Raw genomic sequence first — 26,411 nt, 5'->3', positions numbered from 1 at the left:
CGTCATGGCCGGGCTTGACCCGGCCATCCATCAATCAAGAGAGATGGATCCGCGGGTCAAGCCCGCGGATGACGTTCCGTAAATGCAGCTCGCACCACGGATCATTCCCATGACCAAACCCAAAGTTCTCATTTCCGACGCGCTCTCTCCCGCCGCCGTGCAGATCTTCAAGGATCGCGGCGTCGAGGTCGACTTCCAGCCCAACCTCGGCAAGGACAAGGACAAGCTCGCCGAGATCATCGGCAATTACGACGGCCTTGCGATCCGCTCCGCGACCAAGGCGACCGCCAAGATCCTGGAGAAGGCGACCAACCTCAAGGTGATCGGCCGCGCCGGCATCGGCGTGGACAATGTCGAGATCCCCGCCGCGACGGCCAAGGGCATCATCGTGATGAACACGCCGTTCGGCAATTCGATCACGACCGCCGAGCACGCCATCACCCTGATGCTGGCGCTCGCCCGCGAGATCCCGCAGGCCGACGCCTCGACCCAGGCCGGCAAGTGGGAGAAGAACCGCTTCATGGGCGTCGAGATCACCGGCAAGGTGCTCGGCGTGGTCGGTTGCGGCAATATCGGTTCGATCGTCGCCGACCGCGCGCTTGGCCTGCGCATGAAGGTCGTCGCGTTCGATCCGTTCCTGTCGCCGGAGCGTGCCAAGGACATCGGCGTCGAGAAGGTCGATCTCGATGACCTGCTCAAGCGCGCCGACTTCATCACGCTGCACACGCCGCTGACCGAGAAGACCAAGAACATCATCGACGCAGCCGCGATCGCCAAGATGAAGAAGGGCGTGCGCCTGATCAACTGCGCCCGCGGCGGTCTCGTCGACGAGAAGGCCGTGGTCGATGCGCTCAACTCCAAGCACATCGCCGGCGCCGCCTTCGACGTCTTCGTCGAGGAGCCCGCGAACACCAACGTGCTGTTCGGCCATCCCAACGTGATCTGCACCCCGCATCTCGGCGCCTCCACCACGGAAGCGCAGGAGAACGTCGCGCTGCAGGTCGCCGAGCAGATGTCGGACTACCTGCTCACCGGCGCGATCTCGAACGCGGTCAACTTCCCCTCGATCACCGCGGAAGAAGCCCCGAAGCTGAAGCCGTTCATCGCGCTCGCCGAGAAGCTCGGTTCGTTTGCCGGCCAGCTCACTGAATCCGGCATCCTCAAGGTCGAGATCACCTATGAGGGCCACGTCGCCGAGATGAAGATCAAGGCGATCACCTCGGCCGTGCTGTCCGGCCTGCTGCGGCCGATGCTGGGCGAGGTCAACGTCGTCTCCGCGCCCGTCGTCGCCAAGGAGCGCGGCATGGTGGTGGACGAGATCGTGCGTGCTGCCCAGAGCGACTATGAGAGCCTGATCACCGTCACGGTCGCGACCGAACGCCAGGAGCGCTCGGTCTCCGGCACCGTCTATCATGACGGCAAGCCGCGCCTCGTCGACATCAAGGGCATCCGCGTCGACGCCGAGTTCGGCAAGTCGATGATCTACATCACCAACGAGGACAAGCCGGGCTTCATCGGCAGTTTCGCCGGCCTCTTGGGTGACGCCAAGATCAACATCGCGACCTTCCATCTCGGCCGCGTCGAGCAGGGCGGCGATGCCATCGCGCTGGTCGAGGTCGACGGCAAGGTGCCGGCGGACGTGCTTGCCAAGGTGCAGGCCCTGCCGCAGGTCAAGCAGGTGAAGGCGCTGACGTTCTGACACTCCGTCATTCCGGGGCTCGCGAAGCGAGAACCCGGAATCTCGAACTTCTCAGGTGCGCAATTGCGCACCGGAGTTCGGTGCTTCGCACCGCCCCGGAATGACGATCATCATATCATATATTCCGACATGCGGAACAACGCCGCCCTTCTCCGCAAGGGCGGCGTTTTTGTTGATGCCGCGCCCTGCTTTATTTCTCCCCGCGCCTCCAAACTTTGTGTACCAATGGCGCCCAGGACGCTCCGTTCAAAACGTTCGAAAAAGGGAGAGAACAATGCGTGAAGCCGTCATCGTTTCCTATGCGCGCACGGGCCTCGCAAAATCCGGCCGCGGCGGGTTCAACATCACGCCGCCGATGTCGCTCGCGGCGCACGCCATCAAGCACGCGGTCGACCGCGCCGGCGTCGAGAAGGACTATGTCGAGGATTGCTATCTCGGCAATTGCGCCCATGGCGCGCCGAATATCGGCCGCCAGGCCGCGCTGCTCGCCGGCCTGCCGAAGACCACCGCCGGCGTCTCGGTGAACCGCTTCTGCTCCTCCGGCCTGCAGACCATCGCGATGGCCGCCAACTCGATCCGCTCCGACGGCGCCGACTGCATCGTCGCCGGCGGCGTCGAGAGCATCTCGATGCCCGGCGGCGGCACGCCGAAGGAATCGATCGATCCTGAGCTGCTCAAGGTCGCGCCCGACATCTTCATGGCGATGATCGACACCGCCGACATCGTCGCCGAGCGCTACAAGCTCAGCCGCGAATACCAGGACGAGTTCTCGCTGGAATCGCAGCGCCGCATGGCCGCGTCCCAGCAGGCGGGCAAGTACAAGGACGAGATCGTCCCGATGAAGACCAAGATGAAGGTCGTGGACAAGCAGACCAAGGCCGAGAGCATCGTCGACTACGTCGTCGATCGCGACGAATGCAACCGCCCCGAGACGACGCTGGAAGGACTGGCAAAGCTCGAGCCGGTGAAGGGCCCCGGCAAGTTCGTCACCGCGGGTAATGCCAGCCAGCTCTCGGACGGGGCCGCCGCCGTGGTGCTGATGGAAGCCAAGGACGCCGAGAAGCGCGGCCTCAAGCCGCTCGGCCGCTTCGTCGCCTGGGCGACCGCGGGCTGCGAGCCCGACGAGATGGGCATCGGCCCGGTGTTCGCGATCCCGAAGCTCTTGAAGCGCACCGGCCTCAAGATCGACGACATCGATCTGTGGGAGCTCAACGAGGCCTTCGCCAGCCAGTGCCTCTATTCGCGCGACAAGCTCGGCATCGACCCCGCCAAGTACAACGTCAATGGCGGCTCGATCGCGATCGGCCATCCCTTCGGCATGACCGGCGCCCGTCTCACCGGCCATCTGCTGCAGGAAGGCGCGCGGCGCAAGGCGAAGTGGGGCGTCGTGACCATGTGCATCGGCGGCGGCCAGGGCGGCGCCGGCCTGTTCGAGATCTACAGCTGATCCGAGCCGATCTGAATGCGGAAGGGCACGGCGTGAGCCGTGCCCTTTTTCGTTGCGCACCGATCGCGGCGAAACTATATAGCCCGTGTCGGAAAAGGCAGACTTGGTCTGGTAAGCCCAAGTCCTTCTGGTAACGGAAGCTCTGGTCTTTGGCCTTGTGCACGAGATCCCCACGACGAACAGCGGGCGCCATCTGGGCGCTCAATCGTTCGTCCGTGTGATCCTCGAAGCTCTGGGAACGCTCCGGTCGAACATCGACCCGAGGAGCGTCTCATGCTAACCCGATCCACCGATATCTACGACGTCGTCATCGCCGGTGCCGGCCCTGTCGGCCTGTTTCTCGCCTGCGAGCTGCGGCTCGCCGGCCTCGCCGTGCTGGTGCTGGAGCAGGCGCCGGATCCGCATTCTCCCCTGAAGCAGCTGCCGTTCGGCCTGCGTGGCCTTTCGATCCCGACAACCGAGGCCTTGCACCGGCGCGGCTTGCTGCACGAGATCCTGGCCGCGCAGCGCGCGAATTCGGGCGCGATCCGGACCGCTGCGCATTGGATGCAGCAGGCCCGCAAGCCCGCCGGTCATTTCGCCGGCATTCAGTTCTATCAGGATGACGTCGATGCCGCGAAATGGCCCTGGCGTCTGCCGACGCCGGCCGATGCTGGCGTCGCGGTCGACATGGCCACGCTCGAAACCGTTTTGACCGCGCGCGCACTAAGCCTCGGCGCTGCAATCAGGCGCGGCTTCGGCGTCACCGCCGTCGACGCTTCGGACGACGGTGTGACCGTGCAGGGGGCCGGCGAGACGTTTCGCGGGCGCTGGCTGGTTGGCTGCGACGGCGGCCGCAGCACGGTGCGCAAGGCGTGCGGTTTCGACTTCGTCGGCACTGATCCCGAATTCACCGGCTATTCCATCGAGGTCGAGCTGGCCGATCCGGAGAAGCTCGTCCCCGGCCGCAATTACACGCCGATGGGCATGTACACCTACGCACCATCAGGCACGATCGCGATGGTCGACTTCGACGGTGGCGCGTTCCACCGCACCGCGCCGGTCACGATGGAGCATGTGCAGAGTGTCCTGCGGCGTGTCTCCTGTACCGACGTCACGATCGCCGCGCTTCGGCTTGCCACCACCTGGACGGATCGGGCGCGTCAGGCGACGGCCTATCGCAAGGGGCGGGTGCTGCTCGCGGGCGATGCCGCGCACACCCATTCGCCGCTGGGCGGGCAGGGCCTCAATCTCGGCCTCGGCGATGCGATGAACCTCGGCTGGAAGCTGGCCGCGACGATCTGCGGTCACGCACCTGACGACCTGCTCGACACGTATTCTGGCGAGAGGCACCCGGTCTGCGCAGAGGTGCTCGACTGGTCGCGTGCGCAGGTCGCGATCATGCGGCCGACGCCGGCCACGCGCGCGCTCCAGGCGATCATGCGCGATCTCATCGCCACTCGCGACGGCACGACCTATTTCGCCGAACGTGTGCGCGGTGCCTCGCTGCGCTACGATCTCGGCGGCGGCCATCCGCTCATTGGCCGCAGCGTTCCCGAGTTCGAATGGCACGACGGCGCGACGACCGGAGAGCTTCTCCGGACGGCGAAGGGACTGCTGCTGGACTTCGACGCGCGCGGACCGCTTCGGGCATTTGCGAGCCGCTGGAGCGACCGGATCTCCTATGTCGCGGGCGAGGTGAGAGACCGGCTCGGCCTGAGCGCCGTGCTGGTGCGTCCCGATGGCTTCGTCGCCTGGGTCAGTGAAGGCACCCCGGACCAGAACGAAGCCGCGCAGGCTGCGTCGCGTTGGTTCGGCGATCCCGCATCGCGCGCGTAGCGGCGCCGTCTCATATGCACATCAACGTGCACAAGAACGTGTATTATGACAGAATACACGTATTAATACGTGCCCGCAAATTAACGGAAGCTTTTAGGCGTTAGCGTCTCATCAACCGCATTGGCCACCAACGGATTTGAGATCACGATGCGGCTTTTCTCCCTCAAGCTCACGCACAAGATCACTGCAATCGGTGTCATTGGTGTCATCGGCGTCGTCCTGATCGGCGGCATCCATCTCTACGGCGAGCGCGCGATGGGCGTCTATCGCGACGCCGCCGAGAACGCGCGCACCGTGTTCGAGCTGAACAACAGGATCGCGATCGAGCTGCTCGAGGCGCGCCGCGCCGAGAAGGACTTTTTGCTGCGCAATGACGCGAGCAAGGCGCAGCGCCAGGCCGAGATCGGCAGGCAGGTCGCGCTCGACATCGAGACGCTGCGCGGCAAGATCGCGGCGCTCGGCAAGCCCGAGCTGGCGCAGAAGATCGACGCGATGAACGCATCGCTGAAGACCTACCAGGCGCGTTTCGCCGTGGTGGTCGAGGAACGGCAGCGGCTCGGCCTCGACGAGAAGTCCGGCCTCGAAGGCCGCCTGCGAGCCTCCGTCCACGGCATCGAGAGCCAGGTCGACCAGCTCCAGAACGCGCCGCTCAAGGTGACCATGCTGATGATGCGCCGGCATGAGAAGGACTTCATGCTGCGCCGTGACGCCAAATATGGCGAGGACATGAAGAAGCGCGCCTCCGAATTTGCGGCCGGCATCGGTGCGGCCGACATTCCCGATGGCGCCAAGGCCGAGCTGCGCCAGAAGCTCGCCGACTACCAGCGCGACTTCTCGGCCTGGCTGGAGACCGCGCTGAAGCTGGCGAATGAACTGAAGGGCATGTCCGAGGCCTTCTCTGCGGTCGAGCCCGTGATCGAGCAGGTCTCGACATCCGTCGAGGCCATTCGCGTCGAGGCGGATCGTCTCAACGACGCCGAGCGCGCCAGCATCCAGTTCTGGATCGCGGTTGCGATCGGCATGATCGCGACTTGCGTGCTCGGCCTCGGCATCTTCATCGGCCGTTCGGTGTCGAAGCCGCTCTCCGCGATGCGTGCGGCGATGATCGAGCTCGCCAACGGCAATTTCGCCGTCGTGCTGCCCGGGCTCGGCCGTCCCGACGAGATCGGCGAGATCGCGCAAGCGGTCGAGACCTTCAAGATCAACGCGGAACGCAAGGCGCAGGAAGAAGCCGAGGAGAAGATCCGCCAGGACAAGATCGCCGCCGAGCGCCGCCGCGCCGACATGATCAGGATGGCCGACGATTTCGAAGGCGCGATTGGCGAGATCGTCGAGACCGTGTCCTCGGCCGCGACCGAGCTCGAGGCCTCCGCGACCTCGCTGACCACGACCGCCGGCCGCTCGACCGAGCTCGCAACGCTGGTCGAGGCCGCATCCGAAGAGGCGGCGGCCAACGTGCAGTCGGTGGCCTCCGCAGCGGAGGAGCTGACGGCGTCCGTCAACGAGATCAGCCGCCAGGTGCAGGATTCCGCGCGTATCGCCGGCGAGGCCGTCAGCCAGGCCGGCCACACCAACGATCGCGTCAGTGAATTGTCGCGCGCCGCCGCGCGCATCGGCGACGTGGTCGAGCTGATCAACGCCATTGCGGGCCAGACCAATCTGCTGGCGCTGAACGCCACCATCGAGGCCGCGCGCGCCGGCGAAGCCGGGCGCGGCTTTGCCGTGGTGGCGTCGGAGGTGAAGGCGCTCGCCGAGCAGACCGCGAAGGCCACCGGCGACATCGGCCAGCAGATCTCCAGCATCCAGGTCGCGACCCAGGACTCCGTCGGTGCGATCAAGACCATCGGCGGCACCATCGAGCGCCTGTCCGAGATCTCCTCCACCATCGCCGCCGCGGTGGAAGAGCAGGGTGCTGCGACCAGCGAGATTTCGCGCAACGTCCAGAGCGCGGCCGCCGGCACCAGCGAGGTCAGCGCCAATATCAGCAGCGTGCGCCAGGGCGCGACCGAGACCGGCTCGGCCTCCTCGCAGGTGCTCTCGGCGGCGCAGTCGCTGTCCAACGACAGCAACCGGCTGAAGTTCGAGGTCGGCAAGTTCCTGGATACGGTGCGCGCGGCGTGAGGTTCGAGCTCTAGCGCGCCAATCTTTCCTCATCGTCATGGCCGGGCTTGACCCGGCCATCCACGTCTTGTCCGCGGCACGACGAACGTGGATGCCCGGGACAAGCCCGGGCATGACGGTCTCAGTTGTTGGCGGCCGCTTACGCCCCCGCCACGACGGGCGCGAACACCACTTCGATCAGCGTGCCGGAATTCCCCGCGCTCTTGATGTTGAACTGGGCGCGGTTGGCTTCGACCAGCGCCTTGGTCAGCGACAGGCTCAGCGCCGAATTGTCGGCGGCATCGCCGGGCGGCGGGGTGCGGAACGGCTCCATCGCGGCGGCGAGCTCGCGCTCGCTAAGGCCATGGCCGGTGTCGCGGATGCGCAGCGCGATCTCGCCGCGGTCGGTCAGCGCGGTCGAAACGATGACCTGGCCGCCGGCGCTGGCGAGCCGGATCGAGTTCGAGATCAAGTTCATGGTGATCTGCCGCATCGCGCGCGCGTCCGCCGTCACCTGCGGCAACGCGTGCGCCAGCGAGGTGCGGATGATGATGCGCTCGCGGTTGGCTTGCGGCTGCATCACCACGACGCAGGCTTCGACGAGATCGTTGAGGTTCAGATTCGCGAAGTTCAGGTCGAGTTTGCCGGTCTCGATCCGCGACAGCTCCAGCAGATCGTCGATGATGGTGATGACGCGCTCGCCGGAGGCGCGGATGTCCTTCATGTATTCGCCGTAGCGCTCGTTGCCGAGCGTGCCGAAGCGTTCCGAGATCATCACTTCCGCAAAGCCGATGATGGCGTTGAGCGGCGTGCGGATCTCGTGGCTGATCCGCGCCAGCATGTCGGCCTTGGCGTTGGCGGCGCCGTCGGCGAGACGGCGGGCCTGCGACAGTTCGCTCTCGCCCTTCTTGGCGTGCGAGAGATCGCGGAACACGGCGAAGAAGTTCGGACCGTCCGGCCGCGTGCGGCCCATGATCATCGCAAGCGGAATGACGCCGCCCTTCCGCTCGCGGCCCAGCACCTCGCGGCCGTGGTCGAGCAGGCTCGCGATGTCCTGGCTCCTCACGCTGTCGAGATAGTCGGCGACGACCTGCTGGCTCTCCGGCGCGAACAGCGTCACGAGGTTCTGCTCGAGCAGCGTCTGGCCGTCATAGCCGAACAGCGCTTCCGCGCTGCGGTTGCAGGCGTGGATGTTGCCTTCGGCATCGAACATCACGATGCCCTCGGCCGTGGTGTCGAGGATCGCGGCGAGATCTTCGGCGTCGGCATCGCCTGCGGCAGGCTCGAGATCGGGCGCGTAGGGGAAGGATTCGGGGATGATCGGCTCGGCGGCGACGGGCGGCGCAACGACCGCGGGCGCGGCTGGCGCGGCCGGCAGCGCGCAGATCAGCGCCAGCGCGCTGTCGCCGTCCCAGTCGATCGTGTGCAGATGCGCCTCGGTGGTCGGCAGCGGCGTTTCGCCATTGGGAAGCGTCGCGCTGATCGTCACCGGCGTGCCCGCCTGCGACGTGCTGCTGGCGGACGACACGCCCATCTCGACATAGAGCGCATCGAGCCCGCCGGCGTTCTCCAGCGCATTGAGGCTGGCATGGCCCATGCGCGCGAGGAAGGCGGGGTTGGCGTAGAGCAGGCGGTCGAGGCGATAGATCAAAACGCCCGTCGGCAGCAGGTCGAGCAGCGTGCGGTCGCGCAGGCTGGTGCCGCGCGGCGGCGGCGCCGGCTCGGTCAGCCATTCGGCCGGCGCGTGCGGCGGCTCGGGCTGCGGCTCAGGCGGCAGCGGCTCGGCTGCGATCTCCGCGGCCGGCGGCTCGGCCGCGTTGGCAGCAATGCTCTCGCGTTCGCGCTCGAGCCGTTCGGACAATTGCCGCGCGAGCTCGTTGAAGGCGCTGTTCTCGACCGGCGTCAGCGTCGGCGGACGGGTATCGCCGGGGGTGCGGAACGGCACGACGTTGGGAGGCGTTTCCACTGGCGTTTCCAAATCGGTTGGGTGTGAATTCGCGTCTCGTGTGGGTTCGGGCAGTTCAGGTTCTGGTGTCGGTTCAGGCTCGGGTGCAGGCGGCTCTTCCGGCGGAGGCGGGGCCTCTGCCACCGGCTCGGGGTCGGGCTCAGGCTCCGGTTCGGTCGCGACGGTGTCGGCGGGCGGCTCCTGCGGGGTGTGCGGCTCGACGAACAATTCATAGCGGCGCAGCGCATCGAGCCGGTTGAGGCCGTCGAGATCGCGGCAGACGCCAAAGCCGCGGAAGCCTGCAAAATTGCGATCGTGGTCGTAGACCGGCAGGCCCGCGAGCTCGACCGGCAGATGCTCGCCGCCGTCGGCCGGCCAGTTCACTGTGATGCCGGCCCAGGTGTCGTGGCTTTGCAGCGCCTGCGCGACGCGTCCCTCGGGGTCGAGCGAAAATTCCGCGGCAATCTCGTGCCAGGGCCGGCCGAAGCCGGCGGCGGTGTGTGCGCCCATCAGGCGGATGAACTCGTCCGAGCCGAGCACGAAGCGGCCCTGCGCATCCATCTGCCAGAGGAAGCGCAGCGGATGTTGGCGCGGTGGCGCTGCGGGACCCGGCGGCGGCTCGACCATGCCCGATGTGATGGGCGCGGCCTGCGGCGGCACAATGGCTGGGTGCGGGTTTTCAACCGCTGAGTTTTGCGCGGTTTCGATGGTGTCGGCGAGCGCGTCCTGAACCGGCGCCTCGGGAGCGTCCTGCACGGCCTGGATCGGCGCGATCTCTGCTGCCGGCTCATGCGCGATCGGCTCGGCCGGCAGGAGCGTTTCAATGTCACTCACAGCGGCCGTCTCGGCCGGCTCGGCAAAGGCGTCGAACGGCGCGATGCCGGAAGCGGCCGCGGCTGGCGGGGCGGGCTCGACCTGCTGCGGCACGGCGGCCGCGGGCTCGGCCGGTGCAGCCTCGGGCGCAACTTGAACGGTTTCTTCGTGCGCAGTCTCCGGCACGGGCTCGCTCGCGGCTGCCGGCGCAGGCGCCGGCTCGATCAGCGCGACCAGGCCGACATCGGCGCCGCGGCCGACCCGTTGCAGCACCATCTGGCCGATGCCGATCGGCGTTTCGGCGCGGCCTGAGGCCATCGCGGTGCTGCGGGCCTGTTCGAGGCCGGCTTCGCCGAGATCGCGGAAGCCGAGCAGGCGGCGAGCAGCTTCGCTGGCACCGACGAACAGGCCGTCCGGCGCGAATGCCGCCATCGGCACTGTCGCGCCGTCGACGAGACGCAGCAGGCGCTCGACCAGCGGCATCGGGCGCGCCGCCGGGTCCATCGCGGTGACGAGGATGGCATGGCTGCCGTCGGCAAAGTCGAGCCGCGCGCAGGCGCAGGTCATGAGGGTGCCGAGCCGGGCGCCAAAGCCCTGCAGCCGCTCCAGCCGGGCGGCGCCGTTGGCCGGCAGCCGGCGGGCCAGCCGCACCACCTGTCGGCGATGGCTGTCGGCGGGACCAAAAGTCTTTTGCGCCAGCGCCGCGGCATTGGCCGCGCCGAACAGCCTTGCGCCGACCGGATTGGCCCACAGCACGCGGGCGCCGTCCATCGACCAGAGCCACGTCGCGAGCTGGGAGGTCGCATGCACGGCCAGCCGCGGATCGCCGACACCTCGCAACTGGAAATCCGAACTACTCATCCAACCGGCTTGTATCTCGCGCTCACGCATCGGGTCGTGCGGGCTGCCGGAATGGCAGCCTTAAGAAAGGGTTAGTATCGCGCGCGGGCGCGGGCAGGTCCACGGGGCGGGTGAGGGAAGAGGGCCCCAAAGCCGCGATAACCTTAATCCAGCCACCCCCGCAAGCCGGGTGGTCGCGGCATCCGCAGGATTCGCTGGGGCGGGCGGCACACGATGCGGTGCCACCCCCTCGCGGGGCGATCGCATAGGCGGCAATTTCCCCGTGGCCATCCTTCGAGACGCCCGCCTTTGGCGGGCCCTCAGGATGAGGACCGGGTGCGTGGTTGCAGTTTCGGCGAGCGCCGATGCCGCTGAGCCTCATCCTGGGGAGACCGCTGAAAGCGGTCGTCTCGAAGCGCTCAAGTCGCGCAAAATGCGGCTATCCCTCACCCCACTACCTCAACCCCCGGTTCCCCCGCGGGGGAACCTCACCCTCCCCGGGATTAAATTTCGCGTTGCACCCGCCTGACGCGTTGCGCTGCACAATGTTGACATGTTAGGCAGCCACAATGCTGGGCGCTGGGCGAGCCGTTGTTTGTTTCGCGTTTCCAGTCTTCGTACCCGCCAACAGATGGCCCCGGTTGGCCGGCGGGCGCGCCGTAAGGCTCACTCCATTTTTTCAAGATTAGCGTGAGGGACCAACCATGACAGGTGCGACTGATCCGTTTTCTGCCTCGATCATTCCGTTCGAGGTTCCTGAGCAGATGCGTGCGTTCGCCGAGAAGGGCGTGTCGCAGGCCCGCGAGAGCTACGCCAAGTTCAAGGACGCAGCCGAGACCCACAACGGCACCGTCGAGGCCGTGTTCACTTCCGCCAACAAGGGCGCGAGCGAGTACACCGCCAAGCTGGTCGAGTTCATGAAGGCCAACTCGTCGGCCTCGCTGGACTTCGCCCAGGAGCTGCTCGGCGCCAAGTCCCCGTCGGACGCGTTTTCGCTGTGGAGCGGCCACGCCCGCAGCCAGCTCGAGACCTTCCAGGCCCAGGCCAAGGAGCTGGTCGAGCTGACCCAGCGCATCGCCAACGAGACCGCCGAGCCGATCAAGGCGAGCGCGGCCAAGTTCTACAAGCCCGCCGCCTGATAGGGCCGGCGGATCGATCGAGTTAAGAAGCCCGGGCCGAGAGGCCCGGGTTTTTTCTTCACCTCTCCCGCTCTTGTCCGCCGAAGCCTTGGCGAAGGCGGATGCGGGAGAGGCCGGGAGAGGGCTCTCTCCTCTTGGGGGGGTATCGTCGCGAGCGGAAGCGGGAGCGCAACGCCGCTATAGTCACCATCCGGCCCGATTTCGTCGTGCTCAGGTCGATTTGCGCAGGTTTTTCGGCCCATTGCGGCCTTGCCAAACGGAGCCGTTGCACCTAGTTTCCGCCCCGTCCAGCCCCCTCGGCGTCAGGCCTTTTCAGGCAGCCCCCAAGGCGCGGCTCGCAAGGATGCAGTTGTAGCTCAGTTGGTTAGAGCGCCTGTCTGTGGAACAGGAGGTCGGTGGTTCGAGCCCACCCAACTGTACCAGCCATTTCAGCTATTAGTTCTTTGTTCGCGCTGGATAACCACTCAACAAACGCAACTCCACTCAAATCCTTCCGATCCTATGCTCGGAATGAGCGCGTCTTCATGTCTTTGCAATTTTTACTAAGAGATGCTTTGATTGGAGAATATCGGGGCAGGGGCATTTTTTCATGGCATTGATCAAGCTTCCAGCTGCGCGCGTGCGTCAGGGCGCGCTCGTCCTCTATGCAACTGCGATGAAGGTCCGCGATCTTGTTCGCGAGAATTTCTACAGTGTGGAGACGCTTGATCCGGACGACTCGGACGCCAAAGGCTATCAGCGCGTTCTGAACAAGGCCCGTGCGAAGAAGCTAGCTGACTACATCGTCAAGGGGCAGGACATCCGGAATGGTGGCACAAAGGCGCGACAGCTAGCTTTCTCAATGCTGGTGCGATCAATGTTGTTTCGCAAGAACTCTCCAAGGCCCTGAACCGTTCGGCGCTAAATCCTGCGGCTATCGAAATATGAACGTTGCAGAGCTCGTCCCGCAGCCAACAAACAAGGTGGGCTTCATGCGGAGTCGGGAGCGCTTTGTGCCCGCGACCTCCGGATGCTACGTGCTGACTACTGTAGATGGATTTGTCCTTTACGTCGGACTCGCCGAAAACCTTCGTAGACGGTTGGGGCAACATCTAGACAATCCTGAAAAGACTGCGCTAACCAAACAGGGACGTGCAGTCTTGTTCCATTGGCTTGAGAGTATTGATACCCGGAAAATCGAACGAACTTGGCTAAATATTCACATCCAGCGTGAGGGCGTGTTGCCTGAACTGAACCGGGTGTACTCACCCACGTTCACTTAGCGGCCGTCCGATCGAAGCGGATTACCGTGCCAGCGTCATTACGGTGAACAGTGCACGAAACTCCACGAGTCTCATCTCACCTCACGCAATCATCGCCTTGATCTGCGCCGTATCCGCAAACTCGATCAGCTCAACAATCTTGCCATCCTGAAACCTGAACAGGTCCACCATCTCGGTGCTGACGGTTTTCCCGGCCGGGTGATATCGAACGACGACGCGCGAATGGACCGCGACACGATCGCCGTCGACCAACTCGGCCAAGATTTCCCGGCTCTCGAAGCCGAAGTCGGCAATGAATTGACCGAAGGCCGCGCGCAGGGTCGGGTGTCCCTCCATGCTTCCTGTCAGTGCGAGCGCGCTTTTGTCGCCCGTCAGGGTGAATACGCCCTCGGGATGAAAGGCCGTCACCAGGCCTTCGACGTCACCGTCGCCGCGCGCGGCGTAGGCGGTTCTGATCAATGCGAGCATGTCTTCGCGCTGTCCCATGTCACCCTCCCTGCAACACGTATCAGGACAGCCTAGCGACCTTTGCGTGTAAAGGCAAAATCATCGAGGTGATCGGGCTAGCCCTCAGGGCCGCACGACGCAGGATCGCCCGCTTTCGTTCCAGGCGTTCAGGAGAAATCGGCGTCCGGCATCGGCGAACCTTTTGGCGACTTCCGGTGTTTGTAGCTGCGGTAGGGCCGAACAATGCTGAGGGAGCTGAGACATGAACGGGCTTATCTATCTGGTCGGACTCATCGTCGTGATTGGTGCAATTCTCTCATTCCTGGGTCTGCGCTGACTGGGATATGAGCCCGGCGAGGCGGTGGCGATTGCGGTGAGAGGGCACAAAACACAGGCTGAGCGATCCCGCGGCCGAGCGCGCCGCCTATCTCCGCGAGGACACCAGCAGCATCATCGGCCTCTCCAGCTCCTCCTCCAGCGCCGGCTTCTCGCTGATCTGCTGCGCCGAGGGCGCGAACTCGTCGACGGCTTCGATGCTGAAGCCGGCACGGATCAGCGCGTTCAGCGTTGTCGCGATCTTGCGGTGATACTTGACCACGCCCTTTGCGAACCAGTCGGTGCGGCGCTCGCCCTCGATCGCGTAGCGATTGACCGGCCATGTCTTTCGCCCGTCCTCGTCCGCGATCCAGCCGGGATGAGTGGCGGCCATGAAAACCGGGTGCTCGATCGAGAAGACGAAATGGCTCCCGGCCGTGAGCGCGCGATGGATCGTTCGCGCGAGCCGGTCAAAGTCCCTGATGTAGTGGAACGTCAGCGAGCTGAAGGCGAAATCGAAGGCCGCTTCGGGAAGTTCGATCGTCTCGAGGTCCGCAATGCGATAGTCGATTGTACGATCGGCCGTGGCTAGGCGCGCCCGCGCGATCATGCTCTCGGAGAGGTCGAGGCCCAGCACCGTCCCGGCGCCATTCTCGCGCAGCCAGCGTGAAACCCAGCCGAAGCCGCAGCCGAGATCGATGGCCCGCTTGCCTTCCATCTCGGGAAACATGGCGCGCAGCGCCGGCCATTCGGGCGCGCCGTCCAGCCCGTGCACCTGCCGTGGAAGCTGGCTGTAACCTGAAAGGAAATCGGGATTGTCGTAGATGTTCTGTGCCATGACCTGCTCCGTCCAGCGCGACGCGGACGTGCGTCTGAATTACCTCACCTTCGCATCAACGTCACCATTGTGACACTGCATCAGTCTCTCGAAGCGGGGAGGGCCCCATCCGCAACGCCGCTCAAAGCCGGTTTTGTGCGCGATCCCCATAGCTCCTCAGGCTGCGATGCGTTATCGGTAGCGAGCCAAAGACGTTCATGGACGAGCAAGCCAGGCGGACAAGATCGTGAGTTTCTTCGAGCGTCTCAAGACACAAGCATCCGTCGAGTGGCGGGCCTACACCGAGCATCCCTTCACGAACGGATTGGCGGACGGCTCGCTCCCCGAAGCGGCGTTTCGTCACTACCTCGTTCAGGACTATTTGTTCCTCATCGAGTTTGCCCGTGCCTACGCGCTCGCGGTCTACAAGTCGCCCAGGCTTGCCGACATGCGTGAGGCCGCGGCCGGCCTGTCGGCCATCCTCGATGTCGAGATGAACCTGCATGTGAAGCTCTGCGCCGATTGGGGCCTATCTCCGGCCGATCTTGAACAGGCGCCTCCGGCGGCCGAGATGCTGGCCTATACGCGCTACGTGCTCGACGCGGGAATGCGCGGCGATCTGCTGGCCCTCAAGGTGGCGCTTGCCCCCTGCGTGATCGGGTACGCGGAGATCGCAACGCGGCTCGCCTCGCGACCCCATGCGGACGCTGCGACGAACGCCTATCGCGTCTGGATCGCCGAGTACGCCGGCGCGCCGTACCAGGAGGTCGCAGCCAAGGCGCGGGCGCACCTGGAACATCTCGCCGGTCTCTACGCGACGCCGGCCCGCGAGGCCGAGTTGATCGCGATCTTCAAGGAAGCCACCCGGCTCGAGGCAGACTTCTGGGAGATGGCCTGGCGCGCGGGCGAGCGTGTTGGATAACTACTTCAGCAATCGTCAGGCTCGTAACCTGACGGACATCTGGTTGCGACGAGTGCATCTCCTGTGGCCATCCTTCGAGACGCCCGCCGTTGGCGGGCCCTCAGGATGAGGACTGAGTGTGCGGCAGCCTTTTCAGCAGGCACCGGTGCCGATTAGCCTCATGCTGAGGAGACCGCCACCGGGGCCGCGCAAACCGCGGCCCGATGACAGGCTCCGCGGTCGTCTCGAAGGACGACTGGCGTCCCCGGCGTGGCAAGGAAAGTCCCGCGGCTTGCCTGCAATCGCGAACGCGTCATCCAGACAAACGACCTGAAACGTTTCGGACAGCTTCCGTCTCGGCACCGGCCGCCGCCGCGCGAGCACTGTCGTGTCAATTCTGCAACGTCACCGAAGATTGCGAGCGGCCTCCTGCGTTCGCATGACGCGCGTGGCCTGATTTCGCGGCTTTCTCCCAACGCCTCGGATGAGAGGTTGATGTCCGGGCATCGGCGACCGGAGCCAAACATGTGTCCACTGGGAGACCTGAGATGAGAAACACTCTTGCGGCTGCGGTCGCGCTGTTGCTGGCAGCCACGACCGCGAGCTCCGCGGCCGATATCGGCGCTGTCAGATACAAGGCTGCGCCGGCGGCCACCGTGTACAGCTGGACGGGCTTCTACATCGGCGGCAATGTCGGTGGCGGCATGGCGTCATCCCATTTCGACGATCCCTGCTTCTACTGCTCGTCCGCGACTCCCACGTCGGGCTTTTTCACCGGCGGCGCGCAGATCGGCTACAACTACCAGTTCGGTCGCGGCCTCATCGGCATCGAAGCCGACATCAACCGCAACAGCAGCTTCAAGGACTCCCTGCTTGGCGGTGATGACGCCAGAGCAATGAATGTTGGTCTCAAGGCGGATACCAACGGCACGATCCGGGCGCGCGCAGGCCTCGTCGTCGACAACGTCCTGGCCTATGTGACGGCCGGCGCAGCCTGGGCCGATGTCAGGCAGACCGGGACCGAAATCAACAATCTCGTTGCTTTCGCGAATTTTGGAACGCCCACGGGAGTCACGGCCAATAGCAGCGGCACGGTCTGGGGTGGCGTGGTCGGCATCGGCGTCGAGTATGCGCTCGACTCGAACTGGATCGTCGGCGGCGAATTCCTGCATACGATGTATCGGGATAGCGAAGCGACCATTCGCCGTGCCGATGGCACCGCAGCCTGCCTCGGCAGACCCGATTCCGGTTGCGTCATCCGCAACCAGCTCACGACCGACGTTGCGCGCGTCAGGTTCAGCTACAAATTCCAGTAGCCGCCGCCATCCCCCAAATCATCGGATGGGGGCGAGCCGCACGACCTCACCTCGCCACCATCCACACCACCACCGGCAGCGTCACCGCCGCCAGCAGCGTGCCGAGTGCGACGGCGCCCGACACCGGGTTCACCAGCCGCTGATACTGCGCCGCGAAGATGTAGGCGTTGGCGCCGGTCGGCATCGCCGCGAACAGCACGATGACGCCGGCCGCAGTCGGCGGCAGGCCGAGCAGCTTGGCCAGCACGAACGCGGCCGCCGGCATCGCCATCAGCTTGAGCGCGCACATCACCAGAATGCTCAGCTTTTCGCCCTTCACCTCGAAGCGGAACAGATTGATGCCGAGCGCGATCAGCGCGGCCGGCGAGCCCGCCTGCGCCAGCAGCTCGACGGTGCGGTCGACCACGGGGTTGAGGCCGAGGCCCGTAAAACGCCAGACCACGCCGAAGCCGATCGCGAGCATCAAGGGGTTGCGGGAAAGATCCTGCAGCACGGGCCAGATCACCGACAGCGGCGAGCCGGTCCGCTTCTGGCTCACCAGCTCCATCTGCAAAATGCCGCAGAGCCAGAGCAGCGGCGTGTTCACCGACAGGATCAGCGCCATCGGGCCTGCGCCCTCGTTGCCGAGCGCGGAGAGCACGAGCGGAATGCCGAGCATCACGATGTTGCCGTAGACCGAGCCGATCGCGAACACGACGCCGTCCTCGCGATCCTCGCGCCGCGCGCGCAGCGCGGCCGAGATCGCGAGCGCGGCGATCCAGGTCAGCGCGAGCGCGCCGTAATAGGCGCCCCACATCTGCCAGGGGCTGACGTCGGGGAATTCCGAGACGACGATGGTGCGGAACAGCAGCGCGGGGATTGCGATGCTGAAGGCGAATTCGCTGATGCCCTTGTGTGCGGTCTCGGAGACGAAGCGAAACAGCACCGACGCGTAGCCCGCCGCGATCAGGGCGAACACCGGCGCGACGATCAGGATGGTGGCCATGCGCGCTACGAACCCAGCTCGATGATCCGTCGTGCCATGCGCACATTGGCATAGTCGATCATCTTGCCGTCCAGCGTCACCGCGCCCTGGCCCTGCGCCTCGGCCTGCGCCATCGCCTCGACGATGCGCCGCGCCTGCGCGAGCTCCTCGTCCGACGGCACGAAGGCGCGCAGCGTCGGTGCGATCTGGTCGGGATGGATGACCTGCTTGCCGTCGAAGCCCATCGCGGCGGCCTTTTGCGCCATGCTTTCGGTCAGCCTGAGATCGCGGAACGCGCCGCACGGGCCGTCGATGGCGCGCAGGCCGAACGCGCGCGCGGCCACCAGAAGGCGCATCATCGGATAGGCGAACAGGTCGAGCGGGGCGGACGCGTAGCCGCTGTGCGCCGATCCGACGTGCCGGTAGCCATCCGGCGACACGCCGATGTCGGAGGAGCGGGCCCCGATCGAGGCGGCGAAATCTCCGACGCCGAGATGAAGGGCGGCGACGCTTTCGTGAGACGCGGCGAGCGTGTCGACGTTGACGAGACCGAGCGCCGTCTCGATCAGCAATTCCAGCGCGACCGGCGCGGGCCGCCCCTCGGCCGCTTCACGCAGCTCGCCTGCAATCGCAGCGATGTCGCTCGCGCGCTCGGCCTTCGGCACGATCACCGCATCCAGCCGGGACAGCGGCGCCAGCGCGCGGATTTCCGCCGCGAGGCACGGGCTGTCGACGGCGTTGAGCCTGACGGCGACGCGCTTGTTGCCCCAGTCGAGCGCGGCGAGGGATTTGACGGCCTGATCCAGCGCCGCACTTTTCTCGGACGGCGGCACCGCGTCCTCGAGATCCATGAACACCGCGTCCGCAGCCGAAGCCGCGGCCTTGGCCACGAGATTGGCGCGATGCGCGGGAACGGCGAGGTAAGCGCGCGAGGGTCGCTGATGAACCATCGTCACGTCTCCTTGGAAAGACCGAGTTCGCTGAAGATGGCTTGATTGTGCTGCCCGACACTGGGGACGGGATCCATGCGCGGCGTCAGGCCGGGAATGGTGAGCGCGGGCAGGAAGCTCATCACGGGCCCGCATGGCGATCCGACGCTCTGCACCCGGCTCCGCTCGTGCAGTTGCTCATGCTCCAGGAAGGCCTCGACCGAATTCAGATGCGCGTTGGCGATCGAGGCCGCGTCGAGCAGCCGCAACACCTCCTCGCCGGTCAGGGATGCGAAACGCCCTTCGATATGCGCCTGCAGATCATCCCGGTTCTGCATGCGCAGCGGATTGGTGCGGTAGCTCGGATGGTCGGCGAAGCCGGCATCGCCGAGCACGATGTTGCATAGCGATCGCCACTCGCGGTCGTTCTGGATGCCGAAGAAGATCGTCTTGCCGTCGCCGGCCCGGAACGGGCCGTAGGGCGCGATGGTGGCATGGCGCGCGCCCGTGCGCGGCAGTGGCTTGCCCGTGCTCTGCGTGTAGAACGCGGGATAGCTCATCCAGTCCGTGATCGAATCGAACAGCGAGGCCTGGAAAGCTGTGCCCTTGCCGGTCCGCTCGCGGCGATAGAGCGCCATCAGCACGCCGTTGAGGATGTACATGCCGGTGGCGATATCGACCACCGACAGTCCGACCTTGGCCGGCTCCGCCGCGGTGCCGTTGATGGCGAGGACGCCGGCCTCGCATTGGACCAGCAGGTCGTAGGCCTTCTTGTCGCTGTAGGGGCCACCCGTTCCATAGCCCGACACGTCGCAGGCGATGATGCGCGGATGTTTCCGGACCAGCGCTGCGGCATCGAGGCCCAGCCGCTCCGCGGCGCCCGGCGCCAGGTTCTGGATGAACACGTCGGCCTGCGGCAGCAGGGCATCCAGCACCTTCCGTCCGCCCTCGCTCTTGATGTCGATGGCAAGGCTTTCCTTGGACCGGTTGGTCCAGACGAACTGGCTCGACATGCCGTTCATCACGTGGTCGTAGTCCCGGCAGAAATCGCCGGCGCCCGGCCGCTCGATCTTGATGACGCGCGCGCCCCAGTCCGCCAGGTGCCGGCTGGCCAGCGGCGCCGCGATCGCCTGCTCCAGCGAGACCACCGTGACGCCCGACAGCGGCAGCCCTGCCTCATTGCCTTCCATGCGATCGCCTCCGTGCCTTGCGCTTCCGACAGCGCAGGACACAGGCCGGCCACCCCACGCGCATCTTTTGATGGTGACATGATGCCCCTGTTTTGCCCGACAAGTCAAACCCGACTTCGCTAAATCCTAAGACGCGGCAATGCCGTCGGTTTTCTACTGTGCATGGGGTTGTTTTCGCAGTTTTTGTTTGGGGGCCCTCGCGCCTGCGGCCGGAAGACGATCTCGCCAGTTCCGCCGGATGGGGTAGCCGCGCCGCGGGCGCCGCGAGGCGGTGCGCTCCCTCTCCCGCTTGCGGGGGAGGGTTGGGGTGGGGGTGTCGCCGCAAGCGAGGACCCCGACGCGGAGAGAGCCCCCACCCGCGCCTTCGGCGCGACCTCCCCCGCAAGCGGGAGAGGTTGAGCGAGCCCGGAGCGCCCACCGCAAGCCTAACAATCGCCGCCCCTGTTGCCGAGACCGCACAACGCCAGCCTTTCGCGTCCCCCCTCGTTGCCAACGAACCGCCGTTCACCCACACTCCGCGCCCTGACTCGCACTTTGGGGGGAGATCGATGCCGGCGTTTCACTCTGGGAAGTCCGTTCTGTCTGCCATCGCCGGGGTTGCCCTGGCCGTGCTGGTCCTGCCGGGCAGCAGCCTTGCCTACACGCCGGAGCAGCAGCAGGCCTGCACGCCCGATGCGATGCGGCTGTGCGGCGACTTCGTTCCGAACGTCGACGCCATCACCGCCTGCATGATCCAGAAGAAGTCGCAGCTGTCGCCGCAGTGCCGGGCGTTCTTCCGCCAGGGCCCCGAGCCCGGCGAGGCCCGCGCCGGCCGTCCCACCAACATCGCGCCGAAGGCGGCCTCGACCACGAAGAAGAGCACCAAGCCGAAAGCGAGCAAGAAGAAGAAAACCACCGAGAGCTGAGCGCGGCAGGCAAGCGCGTTCCTTCTTCGAAACCTTCCGATGCCCGGGCCCAAGCGCGAAGCGACTTCGCGGGAGGCGTCCCGGGCATTCGCATGTCCGGCGCGCGTCTTCCCGCCGCCGAGGCATCAAAGCGCTTTCTTCGATCCCCGAACCAGATGATTGCGGCCTCAGCCCGGCGACAGCCACCGGACTCGTTTTGTTCGCGCGGCCAGCGCGCGGCCCTGCGGCGATTACGGCGGCACGCGATCGAAAAGAGTCGGGCGACGGTTTGCGCGGCAAGGTTGCAAGCCGTTTTGCCGCCGTGCTGCTCAAAAAGCGCACATACGCTTCGCTGGAAGGCGTTTCGTTGCAGTTTGTGTCCTGTCGCGCGCGGCAGTGTGACTCAAAAGCCAACACCCCAGTTATTTCGTGACCGCGGAGCAACTCCCGGTAAATTTTTCTTTCACGAATCAGCGTGGTGATTCATTTTCGCGGCCTGGGGTCAATCTGGAGGCCAAGGGTATGAACGTTATTGTTTTCGCATCGCGTAAAGGCGGCTCGGGCAAGAGTACCCTGGCTGCACATCTCGCCGCGCAGATCAAGGCGAGCAAGCAGGTGATGCTCGTGGACGCGGATCCGCAGGGTTCGCTGACGCTGTGGCACAAGCTGCGCGGCACCAACGAGCCGCCGATCAAGGCCGCCGTGAACTCGGTCAGCGGCATCGTCTCCGCTGCCAAGCGCGACGGTTATGAATGGGTGTTGATCGACACGCCGCCGAACCTCTCGGCCGTCGTCGACGACGCGATCAAGAATGCCACCATGGTGGTCATCCCCGCCCGTCCCGGCGTGTTCGACGTCAACGCGGTGCAGGAAACCATCCAGATGTGCCGCGCGGCGCGCAAGCCCTACGCGGTCGTGCTGAACGGTGCGCCGGCCAAGCGCGACGAGGCCGAAAGCCCGATCGTCACCATCGCCCGCGAGGCGCTGGCGAAATTCCGTGCTCCGGTGTGGGGCGGTCAGATCACCAATCGTTCGGATTTGTTGATGGCACTCAGCCACGGCGAAGGCGCGCGTGAGTATCAGGCCGAGAGCCGTGCGGCTCAGGAAATTGCAAGGCTGTGGGCGGCGATCGAGCGGTCGGTCAAGGCCATTCGCGGCACGGCGTCGGCATCCGGCGCAATGCACAAGCAGGCGGCATAATTTTCATAAATCATTCCCCGGACGAAAAACGCGCGGAAGTCCGCGCGTTTTGCGTTTCTGGGTTTCACCGCTTCGTCCGTCATTCCGGAGCGCCCGAAGGGCGAATCCGGAATCTCGAGATTCCGGGTTCTCGCTTCGCGAGCCCCGGAATGACGAGAGGAACGACCTTGTTTCGTCTCACGCGTGATGAGACTACGCCACCATCAGCATGTAGAACACGATGACCGGCGACAGCGTCAGGATCACCGACCAGATGCCGACCGCCCAGAGGATGTCTTCGGTGGTGAAGCTCTCTTCATTGGACAGCGTCGGCTGTCCGGCGCCGAAATGCGACGCCACTTCATTATGACTATTCACAAACGCCCCCGCGATTTCTTCGCTTATGGGCTTTACGCTACACGCGATGTTTTAAGATTCCGGCTTGCAGGCCCGTTCGTATTTTGAACGCATTTGCTACGCCGGTTTAACCATCGCAGCGGAGCTGCCGCCTCAGGCGAGCCAGACCTTGAACAGCAGCACCGGCATCAGGCCGAGCACCACCGCCCAGAATCCGAACGACGAGACGACGAGAATTCCCTGCAGGAGATCGGCAGGCGCGAACTGGCTCGCGGCCGTAGGCCGTGTGCGATGCCTCATTGGATATTCCCCCTTCGGTCGACTTTGCCGAAAACGATAGGGGCGGATGCGTAAACGAGATGTGGATGCACCATGCGGCGACTGCGAAGGCCGTTGGGGCGCGGTTAACCAAGGCGGGCGCGCTTACCCTCTCACTTTGCGGGAGAGGGCGGTTCGCCGCAACGCGGCGAGACGGGTGAGGGGTCTCTCTCCTCGCGAACACTTAGGCGCGCGGATAGAGACCCCTCATCCGGCGCCATAGCCGAAGCTTCGCTTCGGCGTTCTTAAGGACGGCGGCCAAACGCCGCCTATGCCACCTTCTCCCGCAAGGGGAGAAGGGGCACCGTACGCGTCGAGAGAAAGACCTACGCCGCCATCTGCATCCGCCGCTCGATCTCGCGATCGATCGCGGCGGCGAGCTCGCTGCTGACTTCCACCATGGGCAGGCGCACCTCGGGGCTGTCGATCAGGCCGCTGCGCCACAGCCAGTACTTCGCCGGCGCCGGGCTCGGCTCGGTGAACAGGAGCCGCGTCAGGTCGGCGACCTCGTGCCAGCGCGCCTGCGCGGCGTCGTGATTGCCGCGCTTCATCTCGGCGAGGATCGCCGCGAAGGTCGCGGTCTCGACATGGGCCGACAGCACGATGCCGCCGTCGGCGCCGTCGGTGAGCGCCTCGAGATAGTTCGCATCCTCGCCGGTCAGCACGCGGAAATTCTTCGGGCGGTCGCGCAGGAGCGCGATCGATTGCTCGCGGCTGGCGCCGCAATCCTTGAGGCCGACGATGTTGGGATGCTCGGCGAGGCGCAGCATGGTCTGGTTGGTGATGTTGACCGCGCAGCGATAGGGAATGTTGTAGAGCGCGATCGGCCAGGCCGCGTGGTCGGCGAGCGCTTCGAAATGCGCCAGCAGTCCGCGCTGCGAGGGCCGCACGTAGTACGGGCTCGCGATCAGATAGCCCTCGATCGGCCAGTCCGCGGTTTCGTCCAGCCGCTCCTTCAGCCGCGAGGTGTCCGCACCCGACAAGCCGAGGCAGAGCGGCAAGCTACGGCGGCCGGCCATCTCGTCGCGCACGATGGCGACGAGGCGCTCGAGCTCGGCGTCCCGCAGCGTCATGCCTTCGCCGGAGGTCGCCCCCAGGATGAAGCCGTCGATGCCTTGCGCGCAGTAATGCCGCGTCAGCCGCCGCAGCGAGGTCTCGTCCAGTCTGCCGCCCTGAAACGGCGTCACCAGCGGCAGCCACAGTCCGTGCAAATGTTCTCGTAGTCCGGTCATGTTCCATCTCCTTCTCGGGAAACCTGAGACGGAGGGCACATGAAAAAACCCCGTCCAGGTGGCGGGGTTTTCGGGATTGTCGCGATGACGAAGTCAGCCTAGCGCGCGCAACATTCCGAGGTCCCCGGATGGGGGCCTTTTTTCGAAACGAGTGCGCACGACTTCGTGATCATTGGCGGATGATGCGGGGGAGGCCTGGAACTGTCAATACACGCGGAAGGCGAGGTGCGGATTCGACAGAAAAAAAGCCGGACCCGAAGGGCCCGGCTTAGGTATTGGCCACGTGAGGCCGACACAATCACCTTCCAAGAGGGATTACTGAACTCCCGCGCCACTGGAGGAGGGGGACAAATGCGCAACGCGAAGGCTCAGCGTGCGAACAGTATGGGCTTGACGAGCGCCATGCAGCAACAGCCGAGGCCGCATGTCAGACATGCGGAAATCAGGACGGCCAGCGCTGCGCCTTGCTCACCACGAAGTCGCGGAACACCTGCACGCGTGCGACGGTCTTCAGCTCCTCGGGATAGACGAAGTACGTGTCGAGCTGGATCGAATCCGATTCTCCGAACAGTTGCACGAGCTTGCTCTGCTCTTCGACCAGATAGTCCGGCAGCGCGGCGATGCCGAGGCCTTGCTGACAGGCGCGCACGAGTCCGAGGATGTTGTTGACCTTGAAATAAGCCTCGCGCGGACCCGAGCCGTTGCGCGCAGCTTCCACCAGCCAGTTGCGGTTCTGCAGATGCGGCGCGAAGTTGCCGTCCGAGAGCGTGATGATGCGGTGGGAGTCGAGTTCTTCCAGCGTGCGCGGCGTGCCGAAGCGCTTGATGTATTCCGGCGAGCAATAGGCGTGGAAGCCCATCGCGAACAGCTTGCGCTGGATGAGATCCGGCTGCGTCGGCTTGCGGGTGCGGATGGCGACGTCGGCCTCGCGCATCGACAGGTCGAGCTCCTCGTCGGTGACGATCAGCGAGATCCGGATCTCCGGATAGAGCGCGGTGAACTCGCCGAGACGCGGGATCAGCCAGTTGATGCCGACGCCCGGCGTGGTTGTAATCTTGAGATCGCCGCTCGGCCGCTCGCGGCTGTCGGTCAGCTTGGCGCGCGCCGCCTGCAGCTGCATGAACACGTCATGCGCGGTGCGGAACAACAGGTCGCCCTGCTCGGTGAGGATCAGGCCGCGGGCGTGGCGGTGGAACAGCGAGACCGAAAGCTCCTGCTCCAGCGCCGAGACCTGGCGTGAGACCGCCGATTGCGACAGGCCGAGCTGCTCTCCCGCATGCGTGAAGCTTCCCGCTTCCGCCGCCGCGTGAAACACCTTCAGCTTGTCCCAGTCCATATCCGTAAATCCGTCGCGTGTTCGAGGCATGATCTTTATTCCGCTGCGGCGCGCTCGCTGGCGCGCAGGGCCAGGAAACGTTCAGCCTCGAGCGCTGCCATGCAGCCGAGGCCGGCGGCCGTGACGGCCTGCCGATAGGTCTCGTCGGCGACGTCGCCGGCGGCGAACAGGCCCGGCACCGAAGTGGCGGTCGAGTTCGGGGCGACCTCGACATAGCCCGAGGGTTTGAGCTTGATCTGGTCTTTCACGAGCTCCGTCGCGGGCGCATGGCCGATGGCGATGAAGATGCCGTCGGCCTTCACGTCCGTGAGTGCGCCGGTCTTGACGTTCTTGAGGCGGACATGGGTGACCTTGTTGGGGTTCTCGGTGCCGCAGATCTCGTCGACGGCCGAATCCCAGATCACCTTGATCTTGGGGTGCTTGAACAGGCGTTCCTGCAGGATGCGCTCGGCGCGGAAGTGGTCGCGGCGATGCACGATGGTGACCTGCGAGGCGTGGTTGGTGAGGTACAGGGCCTCCTCGACCGCGGTGTTGCCGCCGCCGACCACGATGACTTCCTTGTTGCGGTAGAAGAAGCCGTCGCAGGTGGCGCAGGCCGAAACGCCGCCGCCCTGGAACTTTGCTTCGGACGGCAGCCCGAGCCAGCGCGCCTGCGCGCCCGTGGCGAGGATGACGGCGTCGGCGAGATAGACGTCGCCGGAGTCGCAGGTGAGGCGGAACGGACGTTGCGTGGTGTCGAGCTTGATCACCAGGTCGGAGACGATCTTGGTGCCGACATGGACCGCCTGCTTCTCCATCTGCTCCATCAGCCAGGGGCCCTGGATCACGTCGGCGAAGCCCGGATAGTTCTCGACGTCGGTGGTGATGGTGAGCTGGCCGCCCGGCTGGATGCCCTGGATCAGAATCGGCTCGAGCATCGCGCGCGCGGCGTAGATCGCGGCGGTGTATCCGGCGGGGCCGGAGCCAATAATGACGACCTTTGCATGAACAGGAGCGGACATTTCGATGGACGCCTTTCACGGGGGATTTGCAGCGCGGGCGCGGAACGTGCCGGGAGGCCTCGCGGAGGCGCTGAAATATCAGAGCTAATCTAAGCCTTCTGGTGAGCTATGCAAGAATTGCATTCCCTGTCGGCGGATTTTTCCAACAGGGAACAAAACTCG

22 protein-coding genes and 1 tRNA gene are annotated in these 26,411 nt (G+C 65.3%); 12 read left to right on the top strand and 11 right to left on the bottom strand.

The window, feature by feature from the left end:
• Positions 1 to 109 precede the first annotated feature (109 nt).
• The 4 genes from serA (at position 110) to JQ617_RS33905 (ending at position 7,085) form a co-directional block, all read left to right on the top strand.
• A complete protein-coding gene (gene serA / locus JQ617_RS33920; RefSeq protein WP_063687391.1) occupies positions 110 to 1,699 on the top strand; it encodes a phosphoglycerate dehydrogenase in 1,590 nt (529 codons plus the stop codon).
• 274 nt (positions 1,700 to 1,973) lie between these two features.
• Positions 1,974 to 3,146 carry a thiolase family protein gene (locus JQ617_RS33915; protein ID WP_063687393.1) on the top strand — a complete coding sequence of 391 codons (1,173 nt, stop codon included), beginning with the start codon at positions 1,974 to 1,976 and terminating at the stop codon, positions 3,144 to 3,146.
• 273 nt (positions 3,147 to 3,419) lie between these two features.
• Positions 3,420 to 4,964 carry an FAD-dependent oxidoreductase gene (locus JQ617_RS33910; protein ID WP_212030164.1) on the top strand — a complete coding sequence of 515 codons (1,545 nt, stop codon included), beginning with the start codon at positions 3,420 to 3,422 and terminating at the stop codon, positions 4,962 to 4,964.
• Positions 4,965 to 5,111: 147 nt separating this feature from the next.
• The gene (locus JQ617_RS33905) at positions 5,112 to 7,085 is read left to right on the top strand and encodes a methyl-accepting chemotaxis protein (protein WP_212030163.1); all 1,974 of its coding nucleotides are present in this window, start codon (positions 5,112 to 5,114) and stop codon (positions 7,083 to 7,085) included.
• 139 nt (positions 7,086 to 7,224) lie between these two features.
• On the opposite strand, the gene JQ617_RS33900 is transcribed toward JQ617_RS33905, so the two are convergent.
• On the bottom strand, positions 7,225 to 10,683 hold the full coding sequence (locus JQ617_RS33900; protein WP_212030162.1) for a PAS domain-containing sensor histidine kinase: 3,459 nt from the start codon (positions 10,681 to 10,683) through the stop codon (positions 7,225 to 7,227).
• A 683-nt stretch (positions 10,684 to 11,366) separates the two neighbouring features.
• On the opposite strand from JQ617_RS33900, the gene JQ617_RS33895 reads away from it, so the two are divergent.
• The 4 genes from JQ617_RS33895 (at position 11,367) to JQ617_RS33880 (ending at position 13,063) form a co-directional block, all read left to right on the top strand.
• A complete protein-coding gene (locus JQ617_RS33895; RefSeq protein ID WP_212030161.1) occupies positions 11,367 to 11,801 on the top strand; it encodes a phasin in 435 nt (144 codons plus the stop codon).
• 345 nt (positions 11,802 to 12,146) lie between these two features.
• Positions 12,147 to 12,223 (top strand) — tRNA-His (locus JQ617_RS33890).
• Positions 12,224 to 12,390: 167 nt separating this feature from the next.
• Positions 12,391 to 12,690, top strand: coding sequence for a DNA sulfur modification protein DndB (locus JQ617_RS33885; protein WP_212030160.1), 300 nt, complete (start codon positions 12,391 to 12,393; stop codon positions 12,688 to 12,690).
• A 34-nt stretch (positions 12,691 to 12,724) separates the two neighbouring features.
• Positions 12,725 to 13,063, top strand: coding sequence for a GIY-YIG nuclease family protein (locus tag JQ617_RS33880; protein WP_212030159.1), 339 nt, complete (start codon positions 12,725 to 12,727; stop codon positions 13,061 to 13,063).
• A gap of 81 nt (positions 13,064 to 13,144) precedes the next feature.
• Here the strand turns inward: JQ617_RS33880 and JQ617_RS33875 are convergent, their stop codons facing one another.
• Together JQ617_RS33875 and JQ617_RS33870 are read right to left on the bottom strand one after the other, a co-directional pair.
• Positions 13,145 to 13,549: a nuclear transport factor 2 family protein gene (locus JQ617_RS33875; RefSeq protein WP_212030158.1), complete on the bottom strand. Its 405-nt coding sequence runs from the start codon at positions 13,547 to 13,549 to the stop codon at positions 13,145 to 13,147.
• 385 nt (positions 13,550 to 13,934) lie between these two features.
• Complete coding sequence (locus JQ617_RS33870; RefSeq protein ID WP_212030157.1) at positions 13,935 to 14,663, bottom strand: class I SAM-dependent methyltransferase; 729 nt, start codon at positions 14,661 to 14,663, stop codon at positions 13,935 to 13,937.
• 226 nt (positions 14,664 to 14,889) lie between these two features.
• Here JQ617_RS33870 and tenA point away from each other — a divergent pair, with 226 nt between their 5' ends.
• Both tenA and JQ617_RS33860 read left to right on the top strand, forming a co-directional pair.
• Positions 14,890 to 15,564 (top strand): thiaminase II, encoded by a 675-nt coding sequence (gene tenA / locus JQ617_RS33865; protein ID WP_212030156.1) that lies wholly within the window; start codon positions 14,890 to 14,892, stop codon positions 15,562 to 15,564.
• Between the two features lie 527 nt (positions 15,565 to 16,091).
• Positions 16,092 to 16,859 carry an outer membrane protein gene (locus JQ617_RS33860; protein WP_212030155.1) on the top strand — a complete coding sequence of 256 codons (768 nt, stop codon included), beginning with the start codon at positions 16,092 to 16,094 and terminating at the stop codon, positions 16,857 to 16,859.
• A 46-nt stretch (positions 16,860 to 16,905) separates the two neighbouring features.
• On the opposite strand, the gene JQ617_RS33855 is transcribed toward JQ617_RS33860, so the two are convergent.
• The 3 genes from JQ617_RS33855 to JQ617_RS33845 are packed head-to-tail and all read right to left on the bottom strand — an operon-like array spanning position 16,906 to position 19,942.
• A complete protein-coding gene (locus JQ617_RS33855; protein ID WP_212030154.1) occupies positions 16,906 to 17,844 on the bottom strand; it encodes an AEC family transporter in 939 nt (312 codons plus the stop codon).
• Between the two features lie 5 nt (positions 17,845 to 17,849).
• Positions 17,850 to 18,773, bottom strand: a complete 924-nt coding sequence (locus JQ617_RS33850) for an HpcH/HpaI aldolase/citrate lyase family protein (protein WP_212030153.1) — start codon at positions 18,771 to 18,773, stop codon at positions 17,850 to 17,852.
• 2 nt (positions 18,774 to 18,775) lie between these two features.
• Positions 18,776 to 19,942 (bottom strand): CaiB/BaiF CoA transferase family protein, encoded by a 1,167-nt coding sequence (locus JQ617_RS33845; RefSeq protein ID WP_212030152.1) that lies wholly within the window; start codon positions 19,940 to 19,942, stop codon positions 18,776 to 18,778.
• Positions 19,943 to 20,490: 548 nt separating this feature from the next.
• Between JQ617_RS33845 and JQ617_RS33840 the strand changes: the two genes are divergently transcribed.
• Entirely contained in the window at positions 20,491 to 20,847 is a 357-nt protein-coding gene (locus JQ617_RS33840; RefSeq protein WP_212030151.1) for a hypothetical protein, read from the top strand.
• A 501-nt stretch (positions 20,848 to 21,348) separates the two neighbouring features.
• Positions 21,349 to 22,026 (top strand): AAA family ATPase, encoded by a 678-nt coding sequence (locus tag JQ617_RS40480; protein ID WP_025032179.1) that lies wholly within the window; start codon positions 21,349 to 21,351, stop codon positions 22,024 to 22,026.
• A 192-nt stretch (positions 22,027 to 22,218) separates the two neighbouring features.
• On the opposite strand, the gene JQ617_RS33830 is transcribed toward JQ617_RS40480, so the two are convergent.
• The 5 genes from JQ617_RS33830 to trxB all read right to left on the bottom strand — a co-directional run bounded on the left by JQ617_RS33830 (position 22,219) and on the right by trxB (position 26,249).
• Positions 22,219 to 22,383, bottom strand: a complete 165-nt coding sequence (locus JQ617_RS33830) for a hypothetical protein (protein WP_167358239.1) — start codon at positions 22,381 to 22,383, stop codon at positions 22,219 to 22,221.
• Between the two features lie 132 nt (positions 22,384 to 22,515).
• Positions 22,516 to 22,662, bottom strand: coding sequence for a hypothetical protein (locus tag JQ617_RS33825; RefSeq protein ID WP_186467778.1), 147 nt, complete (start codon positions 22,660 to 22,662; stop codon positions 22,516 to 22,518).
• Positions 22,663 to 23,006: 344 nt separating this feature from the next.
• Positions 23,007 to 23,912 carry a 4-hydroxy-tetrahydrodipicolinate synthase gene (gene dapA, locus JQ617_RS33820; RefSeq protein WP_212030150.1) on the bottom strand — a complete coding sequence of 302 codons (906 nt, stop codon included), beginning with the start codon at positions 23,910 to 23,912 and terminating at the stop codon, positions 23,007 to 23,009.
• 442 nt (positions 23,913 to 24,354) lie between these two features.
• Positions 24,355 to 25,278: a LysR family transcriptional regulator gene (locus JQ617_RS33815; protein WP_026312114.1), complete on the bottom strand. Its 924-nt coding sequence runs from the start codon at positions 25,276 to 25,278 to the stop codon at positions 24,355 to 24,357.
• Positions 25,279 to 25,283: 5 nt separating this feature from the next.
• A complete protein-coding gene (trxB, locus tag JQ617_RS33810) occupies positions 25,284 to 26,249 on the bottom strand; it encodes a thioredoxin-disulfide reductase (protein WP_063687428.1) in 966 nt (321 codons plus the stop codon).
• Positions 26,250 to 26,411 lie beyond the last annotated feature (162 nt).

It is taken from the genome of Bradyrhizobium sp. KB893862 SZCCT0404 (genome assembly GCF_018130885.1).
GTDB classification, from domain to species: Bacteria; Pseudomonadota; Alphaproteobacteria; order Rhizobiales; family Xanthobacteraceae; genus Bradyrhizobium; species Bradyrhizobium stylosanthis.
Note: the sequence above shows the minus strand (reverse complement) of the source record. Positions and strands in the feature narration are given on the sequence as shown.

Bases quoted from the DNA above. Each gene is read 5' to 3' on its own strand.
- serA (WP_063687391.1), top strand. From the start codon at position 110: ATGACCAAACCCAAAGTTCTCATTTCCGACGCGCTCTCTCCCGCCGCC.
- JQ617_RS33915 (WP_063687393.1), top strand. From the start codon at position 1,974: ATGCGTGAAGCCGTCATCGTTTCCTATGCGCGCACGGGCCTCGCAAAA.
- JQ617_RS33910 (WP_212030164.1), top strand. From the start codon at position 3,420: ATGCTAACCCGATCCACCGATATCTACGACGTCGTCATCGCCGGTGCC.
- JQ617_RS33905 (WP_212030163.1), top strand. From the start codon at position 5,112: ATGCGGCTTTTCTCCCTCAAGCTCACGCACAAGATCACTGCAATCGGT.
- JQ617_RS33900 (WP_212030162.1), bottom strand. From the start codon at position 10,683: ATGAGTAGTTCGGATTTCCAGTTGCGAGGTGTCGGCGATCCGCGGCTG.
- JQ617_RS33895 (WP_212030161.1), top strand. From the start codon at position 11,367: ATGACAGGTGCGACTGATCCGTTTTCTGCCTCGATCATTCCGTTCGAG.
- JQ617_RS33885 (WP_212030160.1), top strand. From the start codon at position 12,391: ATGGCATTGATCAAGCTTCCAGCTGCGCGCGTGCGTCAGGGCGCGCTC.
- JQ617_RS33880 (WP_212030159.1), top strand. From the start codon at position 12,725: ATGAACGTTGCAGAGCTCGTCCCGCAGCCAACAAACAAGGTGGGCTTC.
- JQ617_RS33875 (WP_212030158.1), bottom strand. From the start codon at position 13,549: ATGGGACAGCGCGAAGACATGCTCGCATTGATCAGAACCGCCTACGCC.
- JQ617_RS33870 (WP_212030157.1), bottom strand. From the start codon at position 14,663: ATGGCACAGAACATCTACGACAATCCCGATTTCCTTTCAGGTTACAGC.
- JQ617_RS33860 (WP_212030155.1), top strand. From the start codon at position 16,092: ATGAGAAACACTCTTGCGGCTGCGGTCGCGCTGTTGCTGGCAGCCACG.
- JQ617_RS33855 (WP_212030154.1), bottom strand. From the start codon at position 17,844: ATGGCCACCATCCTGATCGTCGCGCCGGTGTTCGCCCTGATCGCGGCG.
- JQ617_RS33850 (WP_212030153.1), bottom strand. From the start codon at position 18,773: ATGGTTCATCAGCGACCCTCGCGCGCTTACCTCGCCGTTCCCGCGCAT.
- JQ617_RS33845 (WP_212030152.1), bottom strand. From the start codon at position 19,942: ATGGAAGGCAATGAGGCAGGGCTGCCGCTGTCGGGCGTCACGGTGGTC.
- JQ617_RS33840 (WP_212030151.1), top strand. From the start codon at position 20,491: ATGCCGGCGTTTCACTCTGGGAAGTCCGTTCTGTCTGCCATCGCCGGG.
- JQ617_RS40480 (WP_025032179.1), top strand. From the start codon at position 21,349: ATGAACGTTATTGTTTTCGCATCGCGTAAAGGCGGCTCGGGCAAGAGT.
- JQ617_RS33825 (WP_186467778.1), bottom strand. From the start codon at position 22,662: ATGAGGCATCGCACACGGCCTACGGCCGCGAGCCAGTTCGCGCCTGCC.
- dapA (WP_212030150.1), bottom strand. From the start codon at position 23,912: ATGACCGGACTACGAGAACATTTGCACGGACTGTGGCTGCCGCTGGTG.
- JQ617_RS33815 (WP_026312114.1), bottom strand. From the start codon at position 25,278: ATGCCTCGAACACGCGACGGATTTACGGATATGGACTGGGACAAGCTG.
- trxB (WP_063687428.1), bottom strand. From the start codon at position 26,249: ATGTCCGCTCCTGTTCATGCAAAGGTCGTCATTATTGGCTCCGGCCCC.